This window comes from Streptomyces griseocarneus (genome assembly GCF_014655595.1).
Lineage (GTDB): Bacteria > Actinomycetota > Actinomycetes > Streptomycetales > Streptomycetaceae > Streptomyces > Streptomyces griseocarneus.
On record NZ_BNBL01000001.1, the window covers coordinates 962,773 to 988,717 of the forward strand.

The following is a 25,945-nucleotide window of genomic DNA, read 5'->3' on the forward strand; positions in this document are numbered from 1 at the left end:
CGTGCGTCGCGGGCGGCGACACACTGCCGCGGCGGCCCGCCGGCCACCGGCCGTCACAGGCCTCCGGCCACCCGCAGCACGGCGCCGGTGGTGTACGACGCCTCCGGCGACAGCAGCCACGCCACGGCCCCGGCGACCTCCTCGGGCTCGCCGGGGCGGCCCATCGGCACCCGGTCGGACTTGCGCCACGGCCGCTGGGGGTCGCCCATCGCGGCGTGGATGTCGGTGACGATCATCCCGGGCTGCACCGAATTGACCCGGACGCCCTCCAGGGCGAGCTCCTTGGACAGCCCCACGGTCATCGCGTCCACGGCGGCCTTGCTCGCCGCGTAGTGCACGTACTCTCCGGGGCTGCCCAGCGTGGCCGCGCCGGACGAGATGTTCACGATGGCGCCGCCGCCTCCGCCGTGCCGCGTGGACATCTCCAGGGCCGCCCGCCGGGCGCAGATCAGCGCGCCCGTCACATTGACGTCGACGACGCGGCGTATCCGCTCCACCGGGGTCTCGGTGAAGGAGCCCAACAGCCCGGTGATCCCGGCGTTGTTGACCAGGCCGGTGACCGGGCCCAGCCGCTCCTTCACGGTGTCGAAGAACGCGTCGACCTGGCTCTCGACGCTGGTGTCCACCTGCGCCACCACGCACGCGACGCCCTCCTCGCGCACCGCGGCCGCCGTCTTCTCGGCGGCCTCGCGGGAGCGTTCGTAGCCGATGCCCACGCTGTGCCCGTCGCGGGCCAGCCGCAGCGCGACCGCCGCACCGATGCCCCTGCCGCCCCCGGTGACCACCGTGACCAGGCCCGTCGTACGCTCCACCGCTTCGCTCCCCGCCGTTCCCGCCGATGCCCCGCCGATGTCCGGTCACCGTACCCGAGGTCACCGACAGTGGCGGCGGTGGACGTCATTGGTCTTGACCAAGTGGGCACACCGTCCTATGGTCGCAGGCATACTGCAACAACCTTTAATAAAGAAGCGCGCGAAAAGCTTTGCGGAGGATCAGGGTGGGGACCACGCGGCTGGAATCGGTACCGGAACCGAAGTACTGGCACCTGAAGACCGTCCTGAGCGACGCACTCGACTCCGAGTTCTCCGTGGGCGAGATCCTGCCCAACGAACGTGAGCTCGCGGCCCGTTTCGGCGTCGCCCGGGCCACGCTCCGCCAGGCGCTCGAACAGCTGGAGCTCGAGGGACGCCTGCAACGCCGCCGGGGCGTGGGCACCACCGTCGCACCGCCCCGCATGGGCGTGGCCGTCGCCGACGCCGGGCACGCCTGGCCCGGCACCGCCGCCGACGCCTGGCAGTCCCTCGACAGCAGCGAGGAGGCCCCGCCCGCGGCGGTCGCCCGGCTGCTGGACACCGCCCCCGACGAGGCCGTGCACACCGTGCGCCGGCACCGCAGGACGCACGGCCAGCCCGTCGCCGCCGAGTTGCTGTACGTACCCGCCGCCAGCGTCCCGGGCCTCGCCGCCATCGACGCCCCCGCGGGCCCGGCCCGCGCCCGTGCCGTGCTGCGCGAGCTGCAGCGCCTGCGGCTGGAGGGCCAGGACCGGGCCGTGGAGCTGGGCTCGGCCCGCGCCGACGACGCCAAGCAGCTCGACCGGCTGCCCGGCGCCCCCGTGCTCGTCGTGACCACCCGCTACGTCGCCGACGGACGCACTGCCGCCGTCGCCGTGGCCACCTACCGGGCCGACACCTGCCGGCTCACCTTCGGCGACCCGGCCGGGGCCGACGTGGAGCTCCTCGCGGTCTGAGGGGCCCTCACACCCCGGTCCGGCGCCGCGCCGTGACCGTGCCCTCGACCGCGAAGAGCTGCTCCTCCACGTGGTCGAGGGCCAGCCGCAGCGCGCCCGTCGCCACCGCCGCCTCGCCCAGCAGCGACTGGGCCACCCGCGGCGGCCGCAGGCAGTAGCGGGCCAGCTCCCGGCGCAGCGGCTCCAGCACGCCCGCCGGGCCGGCCGCCCAGCCGCCCACCACGACCAGCTCAGGGTCGAGCGCCAGCACCAGCGCCGCCACGTCGTGCACCAGCCGGCGCAGATACCGCTCCACGGCGGCCTTCGCCCCCGCGTCGCCCTGCCCCGCCATCGTGAACACCCGCGCCACCTGCGCCTCGTCCAGCGGGTGCAGCGGCTCACCGGTGGTCGACAGCACCTCCTCGGGCGTGGCCTCCCGCCCCAGCAGGTGCAGCGCGCCGATCTCCCCGGCCGCGCCCCCGAACCCGCGGTGCAGCCGACCGCCGATCAGCGAGCCGGCCCCCGGGCTCAGCCCCGCCAGGACGAAGACCACGTCGTCCGAGCCGACCGCCGCGCCCTTCCAGTGCTCCGCCACCGCCGCGGCGTTGGCGTCGTTCTCCACCAGCACCGGGCACCGGAACGAGCGCCGCAGCCGCTCCCCGAGCGGCAGTCCGGTCCACTGCGGCAGCGCCGTGCCCAGCCGGATCGTCCCGTCCGCCTCCACGATGCCGGGGCTGGCCACCCCCACCGCGCGCAGCGAGCCGCGCGCCACCCCCGACCGCTTGAGCAGGTCGGCGACGGCGACCCGCACCTGGTCCAGCCGCTCGTCGGCGGGCGCGGTCTCGGAGACCTCCACCTGCGCGGAGCCCCGCACCCGCCCGCCCAGGTCGGCCAGCAGCGCGGCGATGCGGTGCGGGCCGATCTCGATGCCCAGCAGATGCCCGGCCTCCACCCGGAACCGGAACCGCCGGGCCGGCCGTCCCTGACGGCGGGCGGCACCCTCCTCGGCCGCCGCCTCCACGACCAGGCCGGTGTCCATCAGGCCCTCGACCACGCCCTCGACGGTCGGCCGGGACAGACCCGTCACATTGACCAGGTCGGTGAGCGTGGGAGCCTCGGCGGCACGCAACGCGTGCAGCACCACGGCCGAATTGATCCGCCGCAGCAGAGACGGATCCCCACCGGTGAGCCGCCCCAACGTGCCGCCTCCTCGCTTTGCGTGCCCTTTGCCCGCACGGATCGTATCCGGTGACGGGGGGCCCGGCGAGCCTTGGGACCTCAGCCGGGCGTGACGAACCCCGACTCGTACGCGGCGATGACCGCCTGCGTCCGGTCCCGCGCCCCCAGCTTCGCCAGCACCGCGCTGACGTGCGACTTCACCGTCTCCGTGCCCAGCAGCAGGCTGCGGGCGATCTCCGGGTTGGACATCCCACGGGTCATCAGCCGCAGGACGTCGGCCTCGCGCGGGGTGAGCGCCGCCCGCTCCATCGCCGCCCGGGCGCGCTCGTTGCCGCGCGAGGCCGCGAGCCTGCGCAGCGCGGCCGGGAACAGCAGCGAGTCCCCGGCGGCCACCGTCCGCACCGCCTGCACGATCTGTGCCGGGGCGGCGCGCTTGAGGAGGAAGCCGTCGGCGCCGGCGCGCAGCGCGTCGTAGACGTACTCGTCGTTCTCGAACGTCGTCACGACCAGGATCTTCGGCGGCTCCGCCACCGTGCGCAGCACGGCCCGGGTCGCCTCGATGCCGTCCAGCAGCGGCATCCGCACGTCCATCGCCACCACATCGGGGCGCAGCCGCCGGACCAGCGGCAGGACGGCGGCGCCGTCCGAGGCCTCGCCCGTCACCGTGATGTCGGGCTGGGCCTCGAGGATGGCGCGCAGCCCGGCGCGCACGAGGGGTTCGTCGTCGACGAGAAGAACGGATATCGGCACCGGATCACCCTAGATCGTTCAGCGGGAGCAGCACCCGCACCCGCCAGGTGCCCTCGTGCTCGCCGGTCTCGGCGCGGCCGCCGAGCAGCGCGGCGCGTTCGCGGATGCCCCGCAGCCCGCTGCCGCTCCCGCCGGCCGCGGCGCCGCCGCCCGGCCGGTCACCGGCGTCCAGCGGATTGCGGTCCTCCAGCGGATTGCGGACGTCCAGCTCCAGCTCGTCCGCGCCGACCGCTATCCGTACCAAGACGTCGACGGGCCCCGCGTGGCGCACCACGTTGGTGAGCGCCTCCTGCACGATGCGGTAGCCCTCCCGGGAGACGGGCCCCGGCACCGCCTCCAGCGAACCCGTCACCTCCGCCGTGACGTGCGCGCCCGAGCCGCGGGCGGCGGACAGCAGCCGCTCGGCGTCCGCCAGTGAGGGCCGGCGGGCCGGCGGCGGGGCGTCCTCCCGCAGCACCCTCAGCATCCGCTCGAGGTCCTCCAGGGCGTGCCGCCCCGTCTCCTCGATCGCGGCCAGCGCCTGCCGGGTGAACTCCGGTGAGCCCGCCGCCCGCGCGGCGCCCGCCTGGACCACGGCCACGGTCAGGGCGTGCCCCACCGAGTCGTGCAACTCGCGGGCGAGGCGGTTGTGTTCCAGCAGCCGCTCGGTGCGCTCCTCCAGCGCGGCCAGCCGCGCGGCCGCCGACGGGCCCAGCAGCGCGCGGGCGGCCCGGGCCAGCAGCGCGCCGGCCGCGACGACGAACGCAGCGAACAGCGCGAGGGCCACCGCGGCGAGCGGCGCGTACCACCAGTGGGGCGCGAAGACCGTCCCCGTCAGCGGGAGGCGCAGCGGCCGCTCCCCGCCGGCCGACCGCAGCAGGCGCACCACCAGCGTGGGCACGTGCACGCTCAGGAACGCCGTCAGCGTGCCCAGTTCGTACCGCAGCACCAGCCACAGGGCGGTGCGCCGGCGGTCCTCCCAGGAGACCGACGGCGCCGGGACGACGTCCGGCTTCTCCGCGTCCCGCCGCCCGGGGAACAGCAGCAGCTGGGCCTGCGTCCCCTCCGAGAGCCGCACGCCGGGGATCACGGCGAGCGCGGCCAGGAGCGGCAGGGGCGCCACCAGGAGCCAGGCCCCGGCGAGGGTGTTCATCCTGCCGAGCCCGGGGACGACGAACGCGAACACCGTGGCCAGGACCGTCGCCATGACCAGGTGCAGCCAGCGGGTGTACGTGACCGCTCGGGTCACCGGGCGCAGCGGATCGATCATGAATTCATCCTCCCAGCCCCGCCCGCCCCGGTCCTCCCCCACGCGGGGGAGGAGCCGCCCACCCGTGGGGGATCAGCGGGCCGTGCCCCCGGCGGCAGCCTGGAGCCATGACCTCGATCGACATCCGCGAACTCACCAAGGCCTACGGCCCGGTGCGCGCCCTGGACCGGCTCACGGTCACCGTCCGCCCCGGCCGGGTCACCGGCTTCCTCGGCCCCAACGGCGCGGGGAAGTCCACCACCCTGCGCGTCGTCCTCGGCCTCGACCGGCCGACCTCCGGCGCGGCCCTGGTCGACGGCCGGCCGTACGCCTCCTTCGCCGAGCCGCTGCGGCACGTCGGCGCCGTGCTCGACGCGGCCGCCGCCCACCCGGCCCGGACCGCCCGCGACCACCTCCTCACCCTGGCCCTGAGCAACCGCATCCCGGTCCGCCGGGTCGAGGAGGTGCTGGAGGAGACCGGGCTGGCGGCCGCCGCGCGGCGCCGCGTACGGACCTTCTCGCTCGGCATGCGGCAGCGCCTGGGACTGGCCGCCGCGCTGCTGGGCGACCCGCCCGTGCTGATGCTCGACGAGCCCACCAACGGCCTCGACCCCGAGGGCATCGTGCACCTGCGGCGCCTGACGCGCCGTCTGGCCGACGAGGGGCGCACCGTCCTGATCTCCAGCCACCTCATGACCGAGATGGCGCAGACGGCCGACCACCTCGTCGTGCTCGGCCGCGGCCGGCTGCTCGCCGACGCGCCCCTGAAGGACTTCATCGGCAAGCACGCCTCCCTGGAGGACGCCTACTTCTCCCTGACCGACAGCTCCGCCGAATTCACGCACCAGGAAGGCACGTCCTCATGACCGTCCTCGCCCCCGTCCTCCGCTCCGAGTGGGCCAAGATCCGTTCGGTGCGGTCCCTGCTCGTCGCCCTGTCCGCCGCCTTCGTCGCGACGGTGGGCGTCACCGTGCTGGTGCACGCCACGGTCGGCAGGAGCGAGGCGGACAACGCGGACTTCGAACCCGTCCACAGCTCCTACTTCGGCCTCAACTTCGGCCACATCGCCGCCGTCTGCTTCGGCGTGATGGCGGTGGCCGGGGAGTACACGGGCGGCGGGATCCGCCTCTCGCTCGCCGCCGTCCCGCGCCGCGGCGCGTTCTGGGCCGGCAAGCTGCTCGTCCTGGGCGCCGTCGCCCTGCCGGTGGGGCTGGCCACCGGCTTCGGCTGCTTCCTCGGCGCCCAGGCCCTGCTCGGCGAGTACGGCGTGGGGCTGGGGACGCCCGGCGCGCTCCAGTCGGCGGTCGGCTGCGGCGTGTACCTCGCGCTGCTCACCGTGTTCTCGGCGGGGGTGGCCGCGGTGGTCCGCAGCCAGGTCGGGGCGCTGTCCGTGCTCACCCCGGTGGTGTTCCTGATCTCGCCGGTCTTCGCCGGGGTCTCCGGCATCGGGGACGTGGTGGCCTTCCTTCCCGACCGGGCCGGACAGCAGATCCTGCACCCGGTTCCCGAGGGCCCGCTCGGCGCCTGGTCCGGGATGGGCGTGATGGCGCTGTGGACGGCGCTCGCGGCCGCGGCGGGCTGGTGGTCGCTGAGCCGCCGCGACGCCTGACCGGAGCGCGTCGCGCCGGGGTCAGCGGGTCTCGTCGGCGGCCGCCCGCAGCCGGCCGAACTCCTCCGCCATCTTCGGCAGCGGCCAGTGGGCGTTGAGGCCGCTGGGGTTGGGCAGCGCCCAGACGCGAGTGGCGCCCACGGTCCGCTCCTGGGGCCCGATCTTCGCGTGCCTGTCGCCGAAGGCGATCCGATAGGCGGTGACCCCGACGACCGCCAGCCAGCGGGGCCGCAGCAGCTCCACCTTCTCGGTGAGGATGCGGCCGCCCTCGCGGAACTCCTCGTCGCTCAGCTCGTCGGCGCGCGCGGAGGCCCGCGCGACGACGTTGGTGATGCCCAGCCCGTAGTCGAGCAGCTCCCGCTCCTCGGCCGGGCGCAGCAGGCGCGGCGTGAAGCCGGAGGCGTGCAGGACGGGCCAGAAGCGGTTGCCGGGGCGGGCGAAGTGATGGCCGGTGGCCGCCGACATCAGCCCCGGATTGATGCCGCAGAAGAGGACGCGCAGGCCGCCCGCGACCACGTCGGGGACGAGGCGGTCGCGGGCGGCTTCGAGCTCTTGAGGGGTCATGCTCAGAGGATGGACCCCGGCGCGTAGGCGGCGGCCTCCGGGTGCCGCTTGGTGATCTCCTCGACGCGGGAGACCACGGTGGCGACCTGCGCGCTCGCGGCACCGGTGAAGGACAGCTTGTCGGCCATCAGCGCGTCGAGCGCGGCGCGGTCCAGCGGGATGCGCTCGTCGGCGGCGAGCTTGTCCAGCAGTTCGTTGCGCTCGGCGCCCTGCTCGCGCATGGCCAGCGCGGAGGCCACCGCGTGCTCCTTGATGACCTCGTGCGCGACCTCGCGGCCGACCCCGGCGCGCACCGCGCCCATCAGCACCTTGGTGGTGGCGAGGAAGGGGAGGTAGCGGTCCAGCTCGCGGGCGACGACGGCCGGGAAGGCGCCGAACTCGTCGAGCACCGTCAGGAAGGTCTCCAGCAGGCCGTCCAGCGCGAAGAACGCGTCCGGCAGCGCGACGCGGCGCACCACGGAGCACGAGACGTCGCCCTCGTTCCACTGGTCGCCCGCCAGCTCGCCGGTCATCGAGGCGTAGCCGCGCAGGATGACCATCAGGCCGTTGACGCGCTCGCAGGAGCGGGTGTTCATCTTGTGCGGCATGGCGGACGAGCCGACCTGGCCGGGCTTGAAGCCCTCGGTGACCAGCTCGTGGCCGGCCATCAGGCGGATGGTCTTGGCGAGCGAGGACGGCGCGGCGGCCAGCTGCACCAGCGCGGTCACCACGTCGTAGTCCAGCGAGCGCGGGTAGACCTGGCCGACGGAGGTGAAGGCGTGGGCGAAGCCGAGGTGGGCGGCGATCCGCTGCTCCAGCTCGTCCAGCTTCGCGGCGTCGCCGCCGAGCAGGTCGAGCATGTCCTGGGCGGTGCCGACCGGGCCCTTGATGCCGCGCAGGGGGTAGCGGCCGAGCAGCTCCTCGGTGCGGGCGAAGGCGACCAGCAGCTCGTCGGTGGCGGTCGCGAAGCGCTTGCCGAGGGTGGTGGCCTGGGCGGCGACGTTGTGCGAGCGGCCCGCCATGACCAGCTCGGCGTGGTCGGCGGCGAGCTTGCCGAGCCGGGCCAGGACCGCCACGACGCGGTCGCGCACCAGCTCGAGGGAGAGCCGGATCTGCAGCTGCTCGACGTTCTCGGTGAGGTCGCGGGAGGTCATGCCCTTGTGCACGTGCTCGTGGCCGGCGAGGGCGTTGAACTCCTCGATGCGGGCCTTCACGTCGTGCCGGGTGACCTTCTCGCGCTCGGCGATCGAGGCCAGGTCGACCTGGTCCAGGACCCGCTCGTAGTCGGCGAGGGCGGTGTCGGGCACCTCGATCCCCAGGTCCTTCTGCGCACGGAGCACGGCGAGCCACAGCCGCCGCTCCAGCGTCACCTTGTACTCGGGGGACCAGAGCACGGCGAGCTCGGGGGAGGCGTAGCGGCCGGCCAGGACATTGGGGATGCGGGGCTTTGCAGTCACGTGGCCGAAGTCTACTGGTGATACGTGCAGACGGACGCCCCGCCCCGGTTTGTGGCTTGCTACGAGAGCGCGCCGGTGAGGGCGGGCTCACGAGAGCGGGCCTACGAGAGCGGTGCCTCGTACGCCAGCAGCTCGCCGCGCTTGGGCGGCCGGCCGTCCCCCGAGGACCGGCCGGTGAGGCGGCGGCCGATCCAGGGCACCAGGTGCTCGCGCGCGAAGCGCAGGTCGGAGCCGCGCCGGGCGGCCCACCCCGGGGGCACGGCCGGCGGCAGCGACGCACGCCAGTCGGACTCCGGGGCGTGGCCGAGGGCCTGCCACACGGCCTCGGCCACCCGGCGGTGGCCCTCGGCGTTCAGGTGCAGCCGGTCCTCGGCCCACATCCGGGGGTCGCCCAGCGCGTCGGCCGAGAAGAGGTCGACGACCAGGGCGCCGTGCCGCTCGGCCAGCGCGTCGATGAAGTCGAACAGCTGCTCCATGCGCGGCAGGAACCGCTCCAGCACCGGGCCGCGCCGCCCCGGGCTGCGCATCAGCACCAGCTGCCGGCAGCTGGGGGCCAGCAGCTCCACCGCCTCGGCGAGCCGTGCGCACACCACGTCCACGTCGCACTTGGGCCGCAGCACGTCGTTGAGGCCGCCCACCAGCGTCACGAGGTCGGCGCCCATGGCGGCGGCCACGGGCGCCTGCTCGTCCGCGATCTGGCCGATCAGCTTGCCGCGCACGGCGAGGTTGGCGTACCGGAAGCCGGGGTTGCGGGCGGCCAGCCGCGCGGCGAGCAGGTCCGCCCAGCCCCGGTACGAGCCGTCCGGCAGTCCGTCGGACATGCCCTCGGTGAAGGAGTCGCCCAAGGCGACGAAGCTGGTGTGCGTGTATGCGGCATTCATCGGCATGGCGCCGTGATCCTACCGCCCGCGCGGCCTCCCCGGCGCACGGCGCCGGGAAGGGCGGGTCAGGACCGGGCGCCGACCAGCTGGCGCAGCACGTCCTCCAGCGTCACCAGCCCGGCCAGCCGGTTGTCCTCGCCGATCACGGCGGCCAGGTGCGCGCCGGTGCCGCTCATCGCCCGGATCACGTCGTCCAGCGGCGTGTCCGCCCGGACCCGGGCGATCGGGCGCATCCGGCGCAGCGGGAAGGGCATGTCGCGGGGCTTGGCGTCCAGCGCGTCCTTCACGTGCAGGTAGCCCAGGATGCGGCCCGCGTCGTCGACGACGGGGAAGCGGGAGTAGCCGGACGAGGCGGACAGCCCCTCCAGCTCCTCGGGGGTGACCCCGAAGCGCGCGGAGACCACCTTCTCCAGCGGCATGACCACGTCCTCGACCGGGCGCTTGCCCAGCTCCAGGGCGTCGCGCAGCCGCGCGGTGGCCCGCTGGTCCAGCAGGCCCGCCTCGCTGGAGTCGGCGACCATCCGGGCCAGCTGGTCGTCCGAGAAGACGGCCGTGACCTCGCTCTTCGGCTCCACCCGCAGCAGCTTCAGCACCCCGTTGGCCAGCCGGTTGATCGCGAAGACGAACGGGCGCAGGGCGCGCGCCAGCGTCACCAGCGGCGGCCCCAGCAGCAGGGCGGTGCGCACCGGTTCGGCGAGCGCGATGTTCTTCGGCACCATCTCGCCGAAGAGCATGTGCAGATACGTCGCCGCCGCCAGCGCGATGACGAACGACACCGGGTGGACGACGCCCTGCGGCACCCCGGTCGCGTGGAAGAACGGCTCCAGCAGATGGGCGATGGCGGGTTCGGCGACCACGCCGAGCACCAGCGTGCACAGCGTGATGCCGAGCTGGGCCGCCGCCATCAGGTCGGAGATGTGCCGCAGGCCCCACAGCACGCTGCGGGCGCGCCGGTCGCCGCGCTCGGCGTAGGGCTCGATCTGGCCGCGGCGCACGGAGATCATGCCGAACTCGGCGCCGACGAAGAAGGCGTTGGCGACCAGCGTCGCCAGGCCGATCAGCAGCTGGACGAAGGTCATCGGCCGGCCTCCGCGTCGAAGCCGCCGAAGACGTCCGCGCCGGGCGCGGGAGCCGTCAGGCGCACCCGTGCCGCGCGGCGTCCCGAGGCGTCGGTGACCTCGATCCGCCAGCCGGCGACCTCCACGGTGTCGCCCGGGGCCGGGATGCGGCCGAGCTCGGTGGCGACCAGGCCGGCCAGGGTCTCGTACGGCCCGTCGGGCGCGCGCAGCCCGATGTGCTCGAGCTGGTCGGTGCGGGCGGCGCCGTCCGCGTCGTAGAGCTTGCGGCCGTCGGGGTCCTCGCCGGCCGGGGCCAGGTCGGGCAGCTCGTGCGGGTCGTGCTCGTCGCGGACCTCGCCGACGACCTCCTCGATGATGTCCTCCAGGGTGACCACGCCGGCCGTGCCGCCGTACTCGTCGATGACGACGGCCATGCTGCGCTTGCCGGAGAGCCGGTCCAGCAGCCGGTCCACGGTCAGCGACTCGGGCACCAGCAGCGGCTCGCGCAGCAGGCCGGTGACCAGCCGCTGGGTGCGCTCCTCGGCGGGTATGGCCAGGACGTCCTTGATGTGGGCGGTGCCGATGACGGTGTCCAGGGTCTCGCGGTAGACGGGGAAGCGGGACAGACCGGTGGCCAGGGTGGCGTTCGCGACGTCCTCGGCGGTGGCGCGCGCGTCGAGCGCGATGACCTGCACGCGCGGGGTCATCACGTTCTCCGCCGTCAGGTCGGCGAGGTTGAGGGTGCGCACGAACAGCTCGGCGGTGTCCTTCTCGAGGGCGCCCTCCTTGGCGGAGTGGCGGGCGAGGGCGATGAGCTCCTGCGGGCCGCGCGCGGTGGCGAGTTCCTCGGCGGGCTCCAGGCCCATGCGGTGCACGACGCGGTTGGCGGTGTTGTTCAGGTGCCGGATCAGCGGGCGGAAGGCGGCGCTGAAGGCACGCTGCGGCCCGGCGACCCTGCGGGCGACGGGCAGCGGGCGGGAGATCGCCCAGTTCTTGGGCACCAGCTCGCCGACGACCATCAGCACCACCGTGGACAGCACGGTGCCCAGGACCAGGGCCGCCTGGGAGGCCACCGAGTCGGGCAGGCCGAGGGCCTGGACCGGGCCGGTGAGCAGGGCGGCGATGGACGGCTTGGAGATCATGCCGATGATCAGGCCGGTGACCGTGATGCCGAGCTGGGCGCCGGACAGCTGGAAGGTCAGACTCCGTACGGCCTTCAGGGCGCTCTCCGCGCCCCGCTCACCGCTCTCGACGGCCCGTTCCAGCTCGGCGCGCTCCAGGGTGGTGAGCGAGAACTCCGCCGCCACGAAGACCGCGCAGGCGAGCGTCAGCAGCAGGGCGAGCGCCAGGAGGAGCACTTCGGTCATCGGTTCACCTCCGTCCCATGGTCGGGCAGGGGCGGAAGGGCCGCACGACGTCGGTACCCGGGACTACTGGGGGGCTCGCCCATGGGCGGACGCTCACACCTTTCACTCAGCGAGGAATCATCGAAGAAGAGGAAAACCTGATGGTCACCATCATGACGCGACGGTGACCATCAATGGTAAAGGACGAGCAAAGCGGACGGGTGGGGTCAGCCCCGCAGCTCCTCGATCACCGGGGCGAACTCCTCCATGAAGGGTTCGAGGACGGTGAAGTAGGTGAAGCCGTAGCGCTCGCGGTGGCCCCGGACGCGCTCGGCGATCTCCTTGACCGAGCCGGTCAGCAGGGCGGGGTGGTCCAGGAACTCGTCCTCGCCGAGGTCCTCCGTGTAGCCCATCAGCTCGCGGATCCTGGCGCGCGGGTCGCCGCCGACCGCCACGATCTGCACCAGGCAGTTGAGCTCGGCGGGCTCGGCGCGGCCGTCCTCGAAGCTCCGGTAGAGGGCGACGCGCTCCTCGAGGGCGGTGGGGCTGATCAGGCGCAGCGTGCCGTCGCGGTCGGACGCTCCGCCGGTGAACGCCGCGACGTCGGCGTGCCGCGCGGCCAGCCGCAGCATGCGGTCGCCGTTCCCGCCGAGCAGCAGCGGCGGGCGCGGGGACTGCGCGGCCGCCGGTACGTGCCCGGGGTCGCCGAGCAGCCGCTCCAGCTCGGTGACGGTGCGCTCGAGGTGGTCGACCCGCTCGCGCGGCGAGCCGAACGGCAGCCCCGCGCTGTCGTGCTCGGCCTTCACGTAGCCCGCGCCGAGCCCCAGCTCCAGCCTGCCGCCCGTCAGCTGATCGGTGGAGGCCACCTCGCGGGCGAGCAGGGAGGGGTTCCAGAAGCCCGCGTTGAGCACGAACGTGCCGACGCGGGGCCGCTCGGTGACCTCCGCGGCCGCCACCAGCGAGGGGAAGGGCGCGGGCATGCCCAGGTGGTCCGGGACGAGGATGACGTCGTAGCCGAGCGCCTCCGCCTCACGGCACTTCGCGCGCCACTCGGCACCCGTCCCGGGCGTGAGCATGTTGACGGCGAAACGGAACGGTCGTGACATGGAGAACCCCCTGGTGTGTCGGTGCCGCCACCGTACCGGAGGATGTCTCCGTTTGTCCTCCCGTCAGCACGCCACGGAACGGACCGGCGCTGCGGATCGGACCGGCGCTGCGGATCGGACCGGCGCTACGGATCGGACGGGCGGTCCGGCTCGGCCGGCCGCCTGGCCACCCCCAGCACACACGTCGAAGCGGGCGAGGCGAGCCCCTGGGCCGGCACCCGCAGACGGCGGTACACCCCGACCTCGAACCCGGCCGCCTCGATCGCCCCCAGCGGATCGCGGGCCGTGTGGCAGCCGCCGAACAGCAGCGGCCACACCGTGCGGTCCAGCGCCCGCTGCACCCCGGCCGCCGCCCGCCCCTGAGCCAGCCCGTGCTCGAAGAACCGCAGCTCACCGCCCGGCTTCAGCACCCGCCGCAGCTCCGCGAGTGACCGGCGTACGTCCCGCACCGAGCACAGCGTCAGGGACGTCACCGCCGCGTCGAACGCCTCGCTCTTGACCGGCAGCGCCTCCGCGACCCCCGGCACCACGTCCACGGGCACGCCGGCGCGGACCGCGGTCTCCACCGCCTGGCGCCGCATCAGCCGCTCGGGCTCGATCGCCACGACCTCCGAGACCGTGGCCGGGTAGTGGGCGAAGTTCAGGCCGTTGCCCGCGCCGATCTCGATCACCCGCCCCGACAGTCCCGCCAGCAGCTCCCGACGGTGCGCGGCCACGCCGGCCCGCACGTCGACGACCGGGCTCCACCGGACGTACGCCCGGGCGAACAGCGGGTGGTGCACGGCGTCGTGCGGTGTTCTCCTGCGGAGCGGCGGCATGAGGCACCCCTTTCCCGGGGGACGGCGAGGGGATTTTTCCCCTCCACGCCCGTCCCGAACCGGGGCCGCGCCGCGAACCGCCCGGGGGCGTTCAGTCCCGCTGCTCCGCCGTGAAGCGGGCGGCGTCCCACGTGCCGTCGAGCGCCGGCGCCAGCCAGGTGGGCGCCACGGCCCGGAAGTCCTCGGGGGGAAGCGTGCCCGCGCCCTCCGGGACGGCGCCCAGCAGCGGGGCGCCCGCCGACCGGGGCAGATCGGCGACGTTGCAGCGCATGGCCAGGTCGGGGGCCGTCGGCCAGCTGCCGATGACCACACCCGCGCAGGTCAGACCACGCGCGCGCAGCGCCTCGGCGGTCAGGGTGGTGGTGTTGAGCGTGCCCAGGCCGGCCTGGGCGACGACCAGGACGGGCGCCCGCAGCAGTCCGGCCGCGTCCGCGAGGGTGGCCCCCGCCTCGTCCAGCCGCACCAGCAGCCCGCCCGCGCCCTCGACCAGGACCAGGTCGTGGGAGGCCGCGAGCTCGCGCGCCGCCCGCTCGATCTCCGCCGGCCCCACGGGCGCCAGGCCCGCCCGGCGGGCCGCCGTGTCCGGCGCCAGCGGCTCGGGGAAGCGGGCCAGTTCGGCGCCGGTCACCCCGCCCGCCAGCCGCAGCACCTCCGCGACGTCGCCCGGCTCGTCCGCCGCCACCCCGGTCTGGGCCGGCTTGAGCACGGCCACCGAACGGCCCGCGGCCAGCGCGGCCGCCGCGACGGCCGCCGTCACCACGGTCTTGCCGACCTCCGTGCCCGTTCCTGTGACGATCAGCACCGCCATGAGTCCCCGTCCTCTCCGTGGTTCCGTCAGCCCTCGCGGGCCACCGCGCGCACCGCCGCGCAGATCCGCTCGATGTCCGCGTCCTCGGTGATGTAGGGCGGCATCGTGTACACGAGATTGCGGAACGGCCGCAGCCACACGCCCTCGCGCACCGTGGCGCGCGTCCCCGCCGCCATGTCCACCTCGTGGTCGAGCTCGACCACCCCGATGGCGCCGAGCACCCGTACGTCCCGTACGCCCGGCAGCGACGCCACGTCGGCCAGGCCGTCCCGCAGCCCGGCCTCGATCCGCTTGACGTCCGACTGCCAGTCCCGCGACAGCAGCAGGCCGACCGAGGCGTCCGCGATCGCGCAGGCCAGCGGGTTGCCCATGAACGTCGGGCCGTGGGCGAGCACGGGTACGTCGCCGGAGCTGATGCCCTCCGCCACCCGCGTGGTGCACAGGGTCGCCGCCAGGGACACGTAGCCGCCGGTCAGCGCCTTGCCGACGCACATCGCGTCGGGCGTGATCCCCGCGTGCTCCGCCGCGAAGAGCCGGCCCGTCCGGCCGAAGCCGGTCGCGATCTCGTCGAGGACCAGCAGCACGTCGTGCTCGTCGCAGGCCGCCCGCAGCACCCGCAGGTACTCCGGGTCGTGGAAGCGCATGCCGCCCGCGCCCTGCACCACCGGCTCGACGACGACGGCGGCCAGCTCATGGGCGTGGCGCGCGATCGTCTCCCGCAGGTGCGCGGAGTACGCCGGCACGGCGTCCGTCTCGTGGGCGTGCGGCGGCGCGTCCGCGAACACCTGCCGCTGCAGCACCCCGGACCACAGCTGGTGCATGCCGCCGTCCGGGTCGCACACCGACATCGGCTGCCAGGTGTCGCCGTGGTAGCCGCCGCGCCAGGTCATCAGGCGCTGCTTCTCCGGGCGCCCGACCGAGCGCCAGTACTGCAGGCACATCTTCACGGCCACCTCGACCGCCACCGAGCCGGAGTCGCTGAGGAAGACGTGCTCGAGGCCCTCGGGGGTGATGTCCACCAGCCGGGCGGCCAGCCGCACGGCGGGCTCGTGGGTGAGCCCGCCGAACATCACATGGCTCATCCGGCCCAGCTGCTCGCGGGCGGCCTCGTTGAGCACCGGGTGGTTGTAGCCGTGCACGGCCGACCACCACGACGACATGCCGTCCACCAACTCGCGCGAGCCGTGGGCCGGTTCGGCCAGCCGCAGCCGGACCCCGGCCGCCGACTCGACGACCAGGGGGTCCTGGCGGCCCGGCATCGGGCCGTAGGGGTGCCACACGTGCCGGCGGTCGAGCTCGACCAGCCGGCCGGCGGGGATCGGCTCAGGCATTGGGCGGCAGGTCCGTCCCGGCGCCACGGCGGCGCACGGCCACCAGGTCCGTACGGGCCTCACCGGCTCCGGCCGCGGCCGGCACGGCCGCCGCGGGCTCCTCGGCCACGGCGCCGCCGTCGCCGTCGCCGCACGGCCCGCAGCCGCCGCCCGCGTGCGATCCGCAGCCGTCCGCGGCGTGCGAGCCGCAGCCGCTCGCCGCGTGCGAGCCACAGCCCGCCGCCGCGTCCGCCCGGTGCTCGGGCAGGGTCGTGGTGCCCGCGCCCTCCACCTCGAAGCCGGCGTCCGCGATCATCGCCAGGTCGGCCTTGCCCTCCTGGCCCTCACTGGTCAGGTAGTCGCCGAGGAAGATCGAGTTGGCGATCTGCAGCGCCAGCGGCTGCATCGTGCGCAGGTGCACCTCGCGGCCGCCCGCCAGCCGGACCTCCACGTCCGGGCAGACGAACCGCACCATCGCCAGGATCCGCAGGCAGCGCTGCGGGGTGAGGTTCCACTCCTTGGCCAGCGGCGTCCCCTCGAAGGGGATGAGGAAGTTGACCGGCACCGAGTCCGGGTCCAGCTCCCGCAGGGAGAAGACCACGTCCACCAGGTCCGCGTCGCTCTCGCCCATGCCCGCGATCAGCCCGGAGCAGGCGGACATGCCCGCCGCGTGGGCCTGGCGCACGGTCTCGACGCGGTCGGCGTAGGTGTGGGTGGTGGTGATCTCGCCGTAGGTGGCCTCGGAGGTGTTGAGGTTGTGGTTGTAGGCGTCGGCACCCGCCGCGCGCAGCCGGTCCGCCTGGCCGTCGGAGAGCAGCCCGAGGCACGCGCACACCTCGACGCCCTCGTTCCCCTCCTTGATCGCCTCGATGGTCTTCGAGACCCGGTCGACGTCCCGGTCCGTCGGCCCGCGGCCGCTGGCCACCAGGCAGACCCGCTTCGCGCCACCGGCGATGCCCGCGGCCGCCGCCTTCGAGGCGTCCTCCGGCTTGAGCCAGGTGTACTTGAGGATCTCGGCCTTGGAGCCCAGGCGCTGCGAGCAGTACGAGCAGTCCTCCGGGCACAGCCCGGACTTGAGGTTGACCAGATAGTTGAGCTTCACGCGTCGCCCGAACCACTTGCGGCGCACCTTGCCCGCCGCGGCGACCACGTCGAGCAGCTCGTCGTCGGAGGTCGCCAGGACGGCGAGGGCCTCTTCGCGGGTCGGCAGCTCGCGCCGCAACCCCTTGTCCACCAGCGTGTTCAGCAGGTCCATGGCGCCGATCCTTGCCTACGGCCCCCTCTTCGGCCAAGGAGAGATCGCACAACAGGCGTCGATTCAGGTGTGTGTATTGCCACACCCTGACCGGGCGCGAGGGCGGCTACGTTTTATGCAAACCCCACAGAACCACTCGAGGGACGGCCCATGCCCAAGGATCCGTTCGACTGGATCGAAGCACAGCACGAACGGCTCCGCGCCGCCGGCCTGCTGCGGACCCTGCGGCCCCGCACGGCCGACGCCGGCCCGACGGACCTGGCCGGAAACGACTACCTGGGCCTGACCCGCCATCCCGAGGTCACCGAGGCCGCCGCCGCGGCCGCCCGCCGCTGGGGCGCCGGCGCCACCGGCTCCCGCCTGGTCACCGGCAGCACCGAGCTGCACGCCCGCCTGGAGGAGGAGCTCGCGGCGTTCTGCGGTTTCGAGGCGGCGCTCGTCTTCTCCTCCGGCTACGCCGCCAACCTCGCCGCCGTCACCGCGCTGTCCGGGCCCGCCGGCGCCACGCTGCTGGTGTGCGACGAGGGCAACCACGCCTCCCTCATCGACGGCTGCCGGCTCGCGCGCGCCGAGCGGGCGATCGTGCCGCACGCCGACCCGGAGGCCGTCGCCAAGGCGGTGGCCGCGCACCAGGGCCGGGCGCTGGCGGTGACCGACTCCGTCTTCTCCGTCGACGGCGACGCGGCCCCGCTGCGCGCGCTGGCCGAGGCGTGCCGCGCGGGCGGCGCCGCGCTGCTCGTGGACGACGCGCACGGCCTCGGCGTGCTGGGGGACGGCGGCCGGGGCGCCCTCCACGCCGCCGGGCTGGCGGGCGGCGCGGACGTCGTCGCCACCGTCACCCTGTCCAAGTCGCTCGGCAGCCAGGGCGGTGCGGTGCTCGGCCCCGCCCGGGTCATCGAGCACCTCGTCAGCACCGCCCGCACCTTCATCTTCGACACCGGTCTGGCGCCCGCGGCTGCCGGCGCCGCCCTGGCGGCCCTGGGGGTGCTGCGCCGCGAGCCGGAGCGGGCGGCCCGGGTGCGGGCCGTGGCCGGCGAGCTGCACCGGCGGGTGACGGAGGCCGGGCTGACGGCGGTGCGCCCGGACGCAGCGGTGGTGTCCGTCAGGGCCCCCTCACCGGAGGCCGCGGTGCGCTGGGCGGCCGACTGCCGGACGGCTGGGCTCGCGGTCGGCTGCTTCCGGCCGCCGTCCGTGCCCGACGGCGTCTCCCGGCTGCGGCTGACCGCGCGCGCGGACCTCACGGACGCGCGGATCGCGCAGGCGGCCGACACGATCCTGCGGACCGCGCCGGCCGCCTGAGGCGCTCAACTCCCCAGGGTGATACCGGCGCGGCGCCTGACGGCCGCGCCGGCCGGCCCGCCGCGCAGGTCCGCGGTGAACGCGGACCAGGCGCCGGGGGAGAACAGCAGCACGGGCCCCGGCGTGCGCTTGGAGTCACGCACGGCGAGCAGCTGGGGTGCCAGTACGGCCGCTTCGACGCAGTTGTTCATCCCGGTGCTGTAGCTGCTCCGGTGCCACGCTCCGGCGTGCGGGGCGCGGTGCCGACAGCGGGCCGGGTGGTGAGCCGATCGAGAAGGAACGTACCGAGGCATTGCGGACATGTTGCCTCCTTACGCGCCGTCGCTGATCCCGGCGATGTATTCCAACGATTTCTCGTGCGAGAGGGCGTGCGCACGCAGCGTGGTGAAAGCCGAGCCGTAGGCCCGGAGGTCTTCCTTCTGCTCCAGGTAGAGGCTACTCGTCAAATGGTCGAGAACAACCACGTCCAGATCGGCGATGCGCGGAAATGAGAAGATGACGAAAGGCCCCGTGATGCCGATATGGTTGCCGCTGCTGAACGGCAGCACGTGCAGGCGCACATGCGGCAGCGAGCCCCTTTCCAGCAGGTGCCGCAGCTGTCCCGCCATCACCTCCGGCCCGCCCACCTCGTGCCGCAGCACCGCCTCGTCGAGCACCGCGCACAGCTCCAGCGGCCGTTCGCGGCCCAGGACCGCCTGCCGGGCCATCCGCACCCGTACGAGCTCCTCGACCAGCTCGGCCGGCGGGTCGCACAGCGCCGCCCGGGTCACCGCACGGGCATACGCCGGCGTCTGCAGCAGACCGGGCACCACCGTGGTCTCCAGCGTCCGCGAGCGGGAGGCCTCCGACTCCAGGCTGATGAAGTCGAGATACGCCGATGGCAGCAGATCGCGGTAGGCGTACCACCAGCCGCGCCGCGGCCCCTCCGAGCCCTTGGACCCCGCACCGCACAGCGCCCCCAGCAGGGCCCGCAGTTCGGGATCCGAGACGCTGTAGACGTCGAGCAGCCGGGCCACGTCCGCGGGCTTCACGCCACTGCTGCCCGTCTCGATCCGGCTCACCTTCGACTGGTGCCAGCCCACCGCGCAGGCGGCCTCCCGGCTGGTCATCCCCCTCAGTTCGCGCTGGCGCCGCAGTTCCGCGCCGAGTTTGCGGCGGCGCACCGCGGGTCCGTACCGCATCAGCTCTCCCCCCCCGACGCCGAAATCCACACGTGCAGAGTCAATAGACCAGTGTGGCGCCCCCGTCCGGTCGCTCGCGGAAGGGTTCACCGCTTCGAGCGACAGATATATCCACAATCCGGTGGAACGCGCCCATGACCACCCTTATCAGTGGCACTCTGTCACGAAGAGCCGCCGGAACCGCTTCCGACTTCACTGCACTTCTCGCGTCATCGCGTCCGCGTCGGAGTCCGGTCCCCGGTGGGAAAGGGACAGCGCCATGGCAGACCACCAGGAAGCAACCGTCACCCTGCCGAGCGCCCCCGCCTCGGTCTCCACCGCGCGTCGCTACGTCACGGAAGTCCTCTCGGAGTGGGGCCTGCCCGACGACGAGGAGGCCGTCGACGCCGTCCGGCTGATCGTCTCCGAACTGGCCACCAACGCCGTGCAGCACACCCGCGGCCAGTCGCCCACCTTCACCGTGGACCTGCGCCTCGACCGGGGCGAACAGCTGCGGATCGGGGTCACGGACAGCCACCCGTGCCACCCCCGGCGGCTGCCGGCCGCCGTGCAACGGGACAACGGGCGCGGGCTGGTCATCATCCGCTGCCTGACCGCCGAGCACGGCGGCAGGCTGTGTGTGACCCCTACCGCCGACGGGGGCAAGACGGTGTGGATCCGTCTGCCGTGGACGCCGCCGGTCCGCTGACCGGCGGCGCGAAGGGGCCGGGCGGAGGCGTCCGCCCGGCCCGGCGCTCTCGTGGAGCGCGCTGGGGAACCTGTGGGTTCACGGGTGCTGCGGGTGCCGGTGGGGCACTGAGGGGCAGTCGGGTCCGCTGCCACGGAAGATGTGCCGAAGCCGTGCGAAGAGGTGCCGCGATCTACGGAGGTGCCGGGGGCGTGCCGGGCCCGGTGCGCTGCCGGTCCGGCGCCGCGCGGTCAGCCGTTGACGCGTCCGTAGGAGACGCTCCGGGTCCAGATCCGCTCGAGGCGGACGACCGAGCCGGTCTTCGGGGCGTGCCAGATCTGGTTGTTCCCGGCGTAGATGCCCACGTGGTAGACGCCGCCCCGGCCGTGGAAGAACACCAGGTCGCCGCGCTCACGGGTGAGGCCGGGAATGTGCCGGGTGTGGTTGAACTGGTCCTGGGCGGTGCGGGGCAGCCGTTTGCCGGCATGCTTGAAGGAGTACTGGGTCAGTCCCGAGCAGTCGAAGCGGTACGGACCCGTCGCGCCCCACTGGTAGGGGGAGCCGGCCTTGGAGGCCGCGATCCGCAGGGCGTTGGTGGAGAGCGTCGCCGCTTCCGCCTCGGTCGCGCCGCCGGGTGCCAGCATCGTGGCACCGACGGCCGCCAGGGTGAGGGCGGATTTCACGGTCAGAGGTACGGTCCCGGCCTTGGACAGCATTGAGGGACGTTTGTGAGCGCCCATGCCAAACCCTTCGTCAGCCGCCTGTGAAGGATGACCTGTCGGGTTCGGGCAGGCGAAGAATGCCCGGCCGCCGAAGCGGCTTCACCCCAAGGGATGACCGGCGTTGTCGCGTTCCGGTCGTCCCGTCGTGCCTGGGTCCTCCATCCCCGCCGGTGCACTCATGTCGACCCGTCGTCCCGGGCGGCGGCGGGGTTCGGCGTCCGCCCGGTCCGCCCCGCCGTGGTGGCGGGGTCTTGTCGTCGGGGGGATCTTGGCGCAGTGGCGGCGGCCGGGCCGAGGGGATCCGGCGTTATGTGAGCCTCATCACCTCTGGGCAATTCGGGTGGACGCGGGGCGGTTTGATGGTCACGGCTTTGCCCTGGTGAGGTCGCCACCTGCGGCGGAGCGATCTCCCCCGGTGCGCAATGAGCACACCGCCCGAGGTGATCGCCACGCGCCGTCTACGATCGCATCCGCTGTCTGAAGGAGATCGGGGGATGAATGTTTCCGCTCCTCAGTTCGCCGTCGGCGGCGGCAACATCACCCGGCGTGCCCGCCGTTCGCCGTCCAGGATCCGCATCGCCCGTGCCAGCGTGCTCGCGCATACCTCGCGTTCGCCCCGTTCGTGCATGACCGCGAGCGCGTCGCGCAGGGCGGCGGCCGCGATCGCGAGCGTCTGCGCGGCTCGTAGCGCGCCGTACGTGTCGTGCGCGCGAGCCGGGTTGATCCGTCCGAGGAGATCCAGTACTTCCAGATAGCGGTCCACCACCTCGCCCTCGGCGCGGGTCAGGGCGGGCAGCGGGGGCAGGGGAGGCGGCCACATCCCGCTCACCTCGCCCCGGCCGGCGCGAGCAGCGACCGGCGATCGACGGTGATGTGGTCGGCCAGCCCGTAGGCCACCGCGGCCCCGGCGTCGAGGAAGGCCGGCCGGTCGAGGTCCCGCCGGACGCGCTCGGCGCTCCGGCCGGTGTGCTCGGACAGCATCCGCGTCATCGTCTCGCGCTCGCGGAGCAACTCCCCGGCCTCCAGGGCCAGGTCGTCGGGCCGGCCGCGCACCGCGCCGTCGAGGGAGGGCTGGTGGAGCACCACCCGTGCGTGGGGCAGCACCATGCGCTTGCCCGGCGTGCCGGCCGCCAGCAGCACGGCCGCCGCCGGCCCGGCCCGGCCCACGCAGACCGTCTCGATGTCGCAGCCGATGTAGCGCATGGTGTCGTGGACGGCGCACATGGCGGAGAAGGAGCCGCCGGGGGAGTTGAGGTAGAGCGAGACGTCCCGGTCGGGCGCCGTGTGCTCCAGCAGCATCAGTTGTGCGATCACGTCATGGGCCGCCGCGTCGTCCACCGCCCCCCCGAGGACGATCACCCGCTCGGAGAACAGCTTCGCGTACGGATCCGTTGGTTCCATGGCTGCGCCTCTCGCTGTCTGTAAAAAATGTACAGGACGTACATCCCGATAGAATGGGAGCATGGCCTACGAGATTCCCGTGACGCAAGCCCGAGCCGAGCTGGCGGACCTGATCAACCGCGTCGTCTACGGCGGCGAGCGCGTGGTCGTCACGCGCCACGGAAAGCCGCTGGTCGCCCTGGTGTCCGCTGCCGACCTGCGGCGACTGGAGGAGACGGCCGAGGCCGAGCCGGCCGGCGAGGAGCAGGTGATCAGTACGGTCGCCACGGTGCGCGGGCAGTCGCTGTCCGCTCCCGGCGAACGGAGCCGCTTCGGCATCGCCGCCGAGCACCGCCGCCCCGGCGGCGAATGATCCGCTTCGACGGGGCCCGGCCATGACAACGCAAAGACCGGGTCAGCGGAGTTAACGCGTTGGAAAAGCTTGCGTCCTAATCTGCAGTCAGCGGCCACGGGGAGAAGAACCCCAGGTCAACACTGTGTTGAGGTGGGACGCATGCAACTATCCCCGCACGAGCAGGAACGGCTGCTCATCCATGTGGCCGCCGACGTCGCCGACCGTCGCCGGGCCCGCGGGCTGCGCCTCAACCACCCCGAAGCGGTGGCTCTGATCACCGCGCACATCCTCGAGGGCGCCCGCGACGGCCGCACCGTGGCCGAACTGATGTCCTCCGGGCGCAAGGTGCTCACGCGCGACGAGGTCATGGACGGCATCCCCGAGATGATCCACGACGTCCAGGTCGAGGCCACCTTCCCGGACGGTACGAAGCTCGTCACCGTCCACGAACCCATAGCGTGACGGGGAGAGACGGATGATTCCCGGAGAGATCCTGTACGCCGGCGAGCCCGTGCGGCTCAACGAAGGACTGCACCGCACCCGGCTGACCGTCCTCAACGCCGCCGACCGGCCCGTCCAGGTCGGCTCGCACTACCACTTCGCCGAGGCCAACCCCGGCCTGGACTTCGACCGCGCGGCCGCGCGCGGCAAGCGCCTGGACGTCGCCGCCGGCACCGCCGTGCGCTTCGAGCCGGGCATCCCGGTGGAGGTCGACCTCGTCCCCCTCGGCGGCAAGCGCGTGGTCGAGGGCCTGCGCGGCGAGTGCGGGGGACCCCTCGATGCCTGAGCTCACCCGCGCCGCCTACGCCGACCTCTACGGGCCGACCGCCGGCGACCGCGTCCGGCTCGCCGACACCGACCTCGTCGTCGAGATCGAGGAGGACCGCTGCGGCGGCCCCGGCCGGGCCGGGGACGAGGCGGTCTTCGGGGGCGGCAAGGTCATCCGCGAGTCGATGGGCCAGTCCCGCGCCACCCGGGCCGAGGGCGCCCCCGACACCGTCATCACCGGTGCGGTCGTCCTCGACCACTGGGGCGTGGTCAAGGCCGACGTCGGCCTGCGCGACGGCCGGATCACCGGCATCGGCAAGGCGGGCAACCCCGACACGATGGACGGCGTCCACCCCGACCTCGTCATCGGCCCCGAGACCGAGATCATCGCCGGCAACGGCCGGATCCTCACCGCCGGCGCCATCGACGCCCACGTCCACTTCATCTGCCCGCAGCTGGCCGACGAGGCCCTCGCCTCCGGCATCACCACCCTCCTGGGCGGCGGCACCGGCCCCGCCGAGGGCAGCAAGGCCACCACCGTCACCCCGGGCGCCTGGCACCTCGCCCGGATGTTCGAGGCCATGGAGGACTCGCCCCTCAACATCGGCCTCCTCGGCAAGGGCAACACCGTCTCGTACGACGCGCTGCGCGCCCAGCTGCGGGCCGGAGCCGTCGGCTTCAAGATCCACGAGGACTGGGGGGCCACCCCGGCCGCCATCGACGCCTGCCTGAACGTGTGCGAGGAGAGCGGCGCCCAGCTCGCCATCCACACCGACACCCTCAACGAGGCGGGCTTCGTCGGCGACACCCTCGCCGCGATCGCCGGCCGCTCCATCCACGCGTACCACACCGAGGGTGCGGGCGGCGGTCACGCGCCCGACATCATCACGGTGGTCTCCGAGGCCAACGTCCTGCCCAGCTCCACCAACCCCACCCGCCCGCACACCGTCAACACCGTCGAGGAGCACCTCGACATGCTGATGGTCTGTCACCACCTCAACCCGGCCGTCCCCGAGGACCTCGCCTTCGCCGAGTCCCGCATCCGGCCCTCCACCATCGCCGCCGAGGACATCCTGCACGACCTCGGCGCGATATCGATCATCTCCTCGGACTCCCAGGCCATGGGCCGCATCGGCGAGGTCGTCCTGCGCACCTGGCAGACCGCGCACGTCATGAAGCGGCGGCGCGGCGCCCTGCCGGGGGACGGCCCCGCCGACAACGCCAGGGCCCGGCGCTACGTCGCCAAATACACCATCAACCCGGCCGTCGCGCAGGGCCTCGACCACGAGATCGGCTCCGTCGAGACCGGCAAGCTCGCCGACCTCGTGCTGTGGGAGCCGGCCTTCTTCGGCGTCCGCCCCCAGCTGGTGATCAAGGGCGGCCAGATCGCCTACGCGCAGATGGGCGACGCCAACGCCTCGATCCCCACCCCCCAGCCCGTCCTGCCCCGCCCCATGTTCGGCGCCCGCGGGCGCGCCCCGGCCGGCAACTCCCTGAACTTCGTGACCCAGTGGGCCATGGACGACGGGCTCCCCGAGCGGCTGGGGCTGGGGAAGCGCTTCGTCCCCATCCGCGGCACGCGCGGCGTCACCAAGGCCGACATGCGCAACAACGACGCCCGTCCCCGGGTGGAGGTCGACCCCGACACCTTCACGGTCACCATCGACGGCGAGGCCGTCGAACCCCGGCCGGCGACGGAACTGCCGATGGCCCAGCGCTACTTCCTCTTCTGATGACCGCCACGACCGATGTCGCCGACGTCGCTGATGTCGCCGTCGGCGCGGCGGGCCGCGCCGCGCTGCTCGTCCTCGCCGACGGGCGGTTCCCGGCCGGAGGCCATGCGCACTCCGGCGGGGCCGAGGCGGCCGTCAAGGCCGGGAGGGTGACGGACGTGCCCTCCCTGGAGGCCTTCTGCCGGGGGCGGTTGCACACCGCCGGGCTCGCGGCCGCCGCCCTCGCGGCCGCGGCGGCCGCCGGCGCCGACCCGCTCGAGCTCGACGAGGCCGCGGACGCCCGCACCCCCTCGCTCGCCCTGCGCGCCGCCGCCCGGCGGCTCGGGCGGCAGATGATGCGGGCCGCCCGCGCCACGTGGCCCTCGCCCGCACTCGACACCCTCGCCTCGGCCCGGCCGCGCGGCGCACACCAGCCCGTCGTGCTCGGGCTCGCCGCGCGGGCGGCCGGACTGGGACCGCTCGACGCCGCGTACGCCGCCGCCTACGAGGCGGTGAGCGGCCCGGCCACGGCGGTGGTGCGATTGCTGAGCCTCGACCCGTTCCACGCCACGGCGGTGCTGGCCCGGCTGGCGCCGGAGCTCGACGTGGTGGCGGTGGCCGGGGCCGAGGCGGGGCGGCGGGCGTCGGACGAGGGGCTGGACGTCCTTCCCGCGCCGTCCGCGCCGTTGCTCGACATCACTGCCGAGCAGCACGCGGCCTGGCCCGTGCGGCTGTTCGCCACGTAGTAACCGGGGCTCCGCCCCGGACCCCGGTCGCAAACCCCCGG

28 protein-coding genes, 1 pseudogene and 1 riboswitch are annotated in these 25,945 nt (G+C 74.0%); of the genes and pseudogenes, 10 read left to right on the plus strand and 19 right to left on the minus strand.

Translation table 11 applies throughout. The features are described from left to right. Positions 1–53: 53 nt before the first annotated feature. On the minus strand, positions 54–812 hold the full coding sequence (locus tag IE295_RS04150) for an SDR family oxidoreductase (protein WP_190062017.1): 759 nt from the start codon (positions 810–812) through the stop codon (positions 54–56). A 185-nt stretch (positions 813–997) separates the two neighbouring features. Here IE295_RS04150 and IE295_RS04155 point away from each other — a divergent pair, with 185 nt between their 5' ends. Then, complete coding sequence (locus IE295_RS04155; protein ID WP_190062018.1) at positions 998–1,747, plus strand: GntR family transcriptional regulator; 750 nt, start codon at positions 998–1,000, stop codon at positions 1,745–1,747. 7 nt (positions 1,748–1,754) lie between these two features. On the opposite strand, the gene IE295_RS04160 is transcribed toward IE295_RS04155, so the two are convergent. The 3 genes from IE295_RS04160 to IE295_RS04170 form a co-directional block, all read right to left on the minus strand. Beyond that, entirely contained in the window at positions 1,755–2,924 is a 1,170-nt protein-coding gene (locus IE295_RS04160) for an ROK family protein (protein WP_190062019.1), read from the minus strand. An 80-nt stretch (positions 2,925–3,004) separates the two neighbouring features. Further along, a complete protein-coding gene (locus IE295_RS04165) occupies positions 3,005–3,655 on the minus strand; it encodes a response regulator (protein WP_190062020.1) in 651 nt (216 codons plus the stop codon). 4 nt (positions 3,656–3,659) lie between these two features. Beyond that, positions 3,660–4,904, minus strand: coding sequence for a sensor histidine kinase (locus IE295_RS04170; protein WP_190062021.1), 1,245 nt, complete (start codon positions 4,902–4,904; stop codon positions 3,660–3,662). Between the two features lie 107 nt (positions 4,905–5,011). Here IE295_RS04170 and IE295_RS04175 point away from each other — a divergent pair. Together IE295_RS04175 and IE295_RS04180 are read left to right on the plus strand one after the other, a co-directional pair. Continuing rightward, a pseudogene (locus IE295_RS04175) lies at positions 5,012–5,662 on the plus strand (ATP-binding cassette domain-containing protein); the annotation flags it as partial. 83 nt (positions 5,663–5,745) lie between these two features. Beyond that, positions 5,746–6,492 carry an ABC transporter permease gene (locus IE295_RS04180; protein ID WP_190062023.1) on the plus strand — a complete coding sequence of 249 codons (747 nt, stop codon included), beginning with the start codon at positions 5,746–5,748 and terminating at the stop codon, positions 6,490–6,492. 21 nt (positions 6,493–6,513) lie between these two features. On the opposite strand, the gene mug is transcribed toward IE295_RS04180, so the two are convergent. The 10 genes from mug to bioB form a co-directional block, all read right to left on the minus strand. Then, on the minus strand, positions 6,514–7,056 hold the full coding sequence (mug, locus tag IE295_RS04185) for a G/U mismatch-specific DNA glycosylase (RefSeq protein ID WP_190062024.1): 543 nt from the start codon (positions 7,054–7,056) through the stop codon (positions 6,514–6,516). A gap of 2 nt (positions 7,057–7,058) precedes the next feature. Further along, positions 7,059–8,492 carry an adenylosuccinate lyase gene (gene purB, locus IE295_RS04190; protein WP_190062025.1) on the minus strand — a complete coding sequence of 478 codons (1,434 nt, stop codon included), beginning with the start codon at positions 8,490–8,492 and terminating at the stop codon, positions 7,059–7,061. Positions 8,493–8,593: 101 nt separating this feature from the next. After that, a complete protein-coding gene (locus IE295_RS04195) occupies positions 8,594–9,379 on the minus strand; it encodes an SGNH/GDSL hydrolase family protein (protein WP_190062026.1) in 786 nt (261 codons plus the stop codon). Between the two features lie 59 nt (positions 9,380–9,438). Beyond that, the gene (locus IE295_RS04200) at positions 9,439–10,452 is read right to left on the minus strand and encodes a hemolysin family protein (protein ID WP_190062027.1); all 1,014 of its coding nucleotides are present in this window, start codon (positions 10,450–10,452) and stop codon (positions 9,439–9,441) included. Further along, the gene (locus IE295_RS04205; protein WP_190062028.1) at positions 10,449–11,798 is read right to left on the minus strand and encodes a hemolysin family protein; all 1,350 of its coding nucleotides are present in this window, start codon (positions 11,796–11,798) and stop codon (positions 10,449–10,451) included. Before IE295_RS04205 ends, IE295_RS04200 begins: the two co-directional genes overlap by 4 nt. Before the next feature lie 206 nt (positions 11,799–12,004). Further along, a complete protein-coding gene (locus tag IE295_RS04210) occupies positions 12,005–12,883 on the minus strand; it encodes an LLM class F420-dependent oxidoreductase (RefSeq protein ID WP_190062029.1) in 879 nt (292 codons plus the stop codon). A gap of 125 nt (positions 12,884–13,008) precedes the next feature. Next, a complete protein-coding gene (locus IE295_RS04215) occupies positions 13,009–13,701 on the minus strand; it encodes a class I SAM-dependent methyltransferase (protein ID WP_190062030.1) in 693 nt (230 codons plus the stop codon). 91 nt (positions 13,702–13,792) lie between these two features. After that, a complete protein-coding gene (bioD, locus tag IE295_RS04220) occupies positions 13,793–14,509 on the minus strand; it encodes a dethiobiotin synthase (RefSeq protein ID WP_190062031.1) in 717 nt (238 codons plus the stop codon). Positions 14,510–14,535: 26 nt separating this feature from the next. Beyond that, complete coding sequence (locus IE295_RS04225) at positions 14,536–15,840, minus strand: adenosylmethionine--8-amino-7-oxononanoate transaminase (protein ID WP_190062032.1); 1,305 nt, start codon at positions 15,838–15,840, stop codon at positions 14,536–14,538. Then, a complete protein-coding gene (gene bioB / locus IE295_RS04230) occupies positions 15,833–17,074 on the minus strand; it encodes a biotin synthase BioB (RefSeq protein WP_190062033.1) in 1,242 nt (413 codons plus the stop codon). The genes IE295_RS04225 and bioB overlap by 8 nt, the downstream gene beginning before the upstream one ends. 150 nt (positions 17,075–17,224) lie before the next feature. On the opposite strand from bioB, the gene IE295_RS04235 reads away from it, so the two are divergent. Then, positions 17,225–18,373, plus strand: coding sequence for an 8-amino-7-oxononanoate synthase (locus IE295_RS04235; protein WP_190062034.1), 1,149 nt, complete (start codon positions 17,225–17,227; stop codon positions 18,371–18,373). A 5-nt stretch (positions 18,374–18,378) separates the two neighbouring features. On the opposite strand, the gene IE295_RS04240 is transcribed toward IE295_RS04235, so the two are convergent. Beyond that, positions 18,379–18,675 carry a DUF397 domain-containing protein gene (locus tag IE295_RS04240; protein ID WP_190062035.1) on the minus strand — a complete coding sequence of 99 codons (297 nt, stop codon included), beginning with the start codon at positions 18,673–18,675 and terminating at the stop codon, positions 18,379–18,381. A 9-nt stretch (positions 18,676–18,684) separates the two neighbouring features. Next, complete coding sequence (locus IE295_RS04245; protein WP_190062036.1) at positions 18,685–19,554, minus strand: helix-turn-helix domain-containing protein; 870 nt, start codon at positions 19,552–19,554, stop codon at positions 18,685–18,687. 259 nt (positions 19,555–19,813) lie between these two features. On the opposite strand from IE295_RS04245, the gene IE295_RS04250 reads away from it, so the two are divergent. Further along, positions 19,814–20,242: an ATP-binding protein gene (locus tag IE295_RS04250; protein WP_190062037.1), complete on the plus strand. Its 429-nt coding sequence runs from the start codon at positions 19,814–19,816 to the stop codon at positions 20,240–20,242. Between the two features lie 230 nt (positions 20,243–20,472). Here IE295_RS04250 and IE295_RS04255 read toward each other — a convergent pair whose 3' ends face one another. From IE295_RS04255 to IE295_RS04265, 3 genes are all read right to left on the minus strand, one after another. Then, positions 20,473–20,937 (minus strand): C40 family peptidase, encoded by a 465-nt coding sequence (locus IE295_RS04255; RefSeq protein WP_372479779.1) that lies wholly within the window; start codon positions 20,935–20,937, stop codon positions 20,473–20,475. 27 nt (positions 20,938–20,964) lie between these two features. Then, positions 20,965–21,170: riboswitch (cyclic di-AMP (ydaO/yuaA leader) on the minus strand. 284 nt (positions 21,171–21,454) lie between these two features. Continuing rightward, a complete protein-coding gene (locus IE295_RS04260) occupies positions 21,455–21,763 on the minus strand; it encodes a hypothetical protein (protein WP_190062039.1) in 309 nt (102 codons plus the stop codon). 5 nt (positions 21,764–21,768) lie between these two features. Beyond that, positions 21,769–22,344: an ATP-dependent Clp protease proteolytic subunit gene (locus IE295_RS04265; protein WP_224323553.1), complete on the minus strand. Its 576-nt coding sequence runs from the start codon at positions 22,342–22,344 to the stop codon at positions 21,769–21,771. 61 nt (positions 22,345–22,405) lie between these two features. Between IE295_RS04265 and IE295_RS04270 the strand changes: the two genes are divergently transcribed. The 5 genes from IE295_RS04270 (at position 22,406) to IE295_RS04290 (ending at position 25,904) form a co-directional block, all read left to right on the plus strand. Then, positions 22,406–22,696, plus strand: a complete 291-nt coding sequence (locus IE295_RS04270) for a type II toxin-antitoxin system Phd/YefM family antitoxin (protein WP_190062041.1) — start codon at positions 22,406–22,408, stop codon at positions 22,694–22,696. Between the two features lie 141 nt (positions 22,697–22,837). Then, positions 22,838–23,140 (plus strand): urease subunit gamma, encoded by a 303-nt coding sequence (locus tag IE295_RS04275; protein WP_190062042.1) that lies wholly within the window; start codon positions 22,838–22,840, stop codon positions 23,138–23,140. A gap of 13 nt (positions 23,141–23,153) precedes the next feature. Further along, complete coding sequence (locus tag IE295_RS04280) at positions 23,154–23,465, plus strand: urease subunit beta (RefSeq protein WP_190062043.1); 312 nt, start codon at positions 23,154–23,156, stop codon at positions 23,463–23,465. Then, entirely contained in the window at positions 23,458–25,179 is a 1,722-nt protein-coding gene (locus tag IE295_RS04285) for an urease subunit alpha (RefSeq protein ID WP_190062044.1), read from the plus strand. Before IE295_RS04280 ends, IE295_RS04285 begins: the two co-directional genes overlap by 8 nt. Beyond that, positions 25,179–25,904: an urease accessory protein UreF gene (locus IE295_RS04290; protein ID WP_190062045.1), complete on the plus strand. Its 726-nt coding sequence runs from the start codon at positions 25,179–25,181 to the stop codon at positions 25,902–25,904. Before IE295_RS04285 ends, IE295_RS04290 begins: the two co-directional genes overlap by 1 nt. The last annotated feature ends 41 nt before the right edge of the window (positions 25,905–25,945 follow it).

Bases quoted from the DNA above. Each gene is read 5' to 3' on its own strand.
- IE295_RS04210 (WP_190062029.1), bottom strand. From the start codon at position 12,883: ATGTCACGACCGTTCCGTTTCGCCGTCAACATGCTCACGCCCGGGACG.
- IE295_RS04290 (WP_190062045.1), top strand. From the start codon at position 25,179: ATGACCGCCACGACCGATGTCGCCGACGTCGCTGATGTCGCCGTCGGC.
- IE295_RS04180 (WP_190062023.1), top strand. From the start codon at position 5,746: ATGACCGTCCTCGCCCCCGTCCTCCGCTCCGAGTGGGCCAAGATCCGT.
- IE295_RS04280 (WP_190062043.1), top strand. From the start codon at position 23,154: ATGATTCCCGGAGAGATCCTGTACGCCGGCGAGCCCGTGCGGCTCAAC.
- bioB (WP_190062033.1), bottom strand. From the start codon at position 17,074: ATGGACCTGCTGAACACGCTGGTGGACAAGGGGTTGCGGCGCGAGCTG.
- IE295_RS04285 (WP_190062044.1), top strand. From the start codon at position 23,458: ATGCCTGAGCTCACCCGCGCCGCCTACGCCGACCTCTACGGGCCGACC.
- IE295_RS04275 (WP_190062042.1), top strand. From the start codon at position 22,838: ATGCAACTATCCCCGCACGAGCAGGAACGGCTGCTCATCCATGTGGCC.
- IE295_RS04255 (WP_372479779.1), bottom strand. From the start codon at position 20,937: ATGCTGTCCAAGGCCGGGACCGTACCTCTGACCGTGAAATCCGCCCTC.
- IE295_RS04245 (WP_190062036.1), bottom strand. From the start codon at position 19,554: ATGCGGTACGGACCCGCGGTGCGCCGCCGCAAACTCGGCGCGGAACTG.
- IE295_RS04225 (WP_190062032.1), bottom strand. From the start codon at position 15,840: ATGCCTGAGCCGATCCCCGCCGGCCGGCTGGTCGAGCTCGACCGCCGG.
- mug (WP_190062024.1), bottom strand. From the start codon at position 7,056: ATGACCCCTCAAGAGCTCGAAGCCGCCCGCGACCGCCTCGTCCCCGAC.
- IE295_RS04195 (WP_190062026.1), bottom strand. From the start codon at position 9,379: ATGCCGATGAATGCCGCATACACGCACACCAGCTTCGTCGCCTTGGGC.
- IE295_RS04200 (WP_190062027.1), bottom strand. From the start codon at position 10,452: ATGACCTTCGTCCAGCTGCTGATCGGCCTGGCGACGCTGGTCGCCAAC.
- IE295_RS04170 (WP_190062021.1), bottom strand. From the start codon at position 4,904: ATGATCGATCCGCTGCGCCCGGTGACCCGAGCGGTCACGTACACCCGC.
- bioD (WP_190062031.1), bottom strand. From the start codon at position 14,509: ATGGCGGTGCTGATCGTCACAGGAACGGGCACGGAGGTCGGCAAGACC.
- IE295_RS04270 (WP_190062041.1), top strand. From the start codon at position 22,406: ATGGCCTACGAGATTCCCGTGACGCAAGCCCGAGCCGAGCTGGCGGAC.
- IE295_RS04215 (WP_190062030.1), bottom strand. From the start codon at position 13,701: ATGCCGCCGCTCCGCAGGAGAACACCGCACGACGCCGTGCACCACCCG.
- IE295_RS04260 (WP_190062039.1), bottom strand. From the start codon at position 21,763: ATGTGGCCGCCTCCCCTGCCCCCGCTGCCCGCCCTGACCCGCGCCGAG.
- IE295_RS04240 (WP_190062035.1), bottom strand. From the start codon at position 18,675: ATGTCCGCAATGCCTCGGTACGTTCCTTCTCGATCGGCTCACCACCCG.
- IE295_RS04235 (WP_190062034.1), top strand. From the start codon at position 17,225: ATGCCCAAGGATCCGTTCGACTGGATCGAAGCACAGCACGAACGGCTC.
- IE295_RS04250 (WP_190062037.1), top strand. From the start codon at position 19,814: ATGGCAGACCACCAGGAAGCAACCGTCACCCTGCCGAGCGCCCCCGCC.
- IE295_RS04205 (WP_190062028.1), bottom strand. From the start codon at position 11,798: ATGACCGAAGTGCTCCTCCTGGCGCTCGCCCTGCTGCTGACGCTCGCC.
- IE295_RS04265 (WP_224323553.1), bottom strand. From the start codon at position 22,344: ATGGAACCAACGGATCCGTACGCGAAGCTGTTCTCCGAGCGGGTGATC.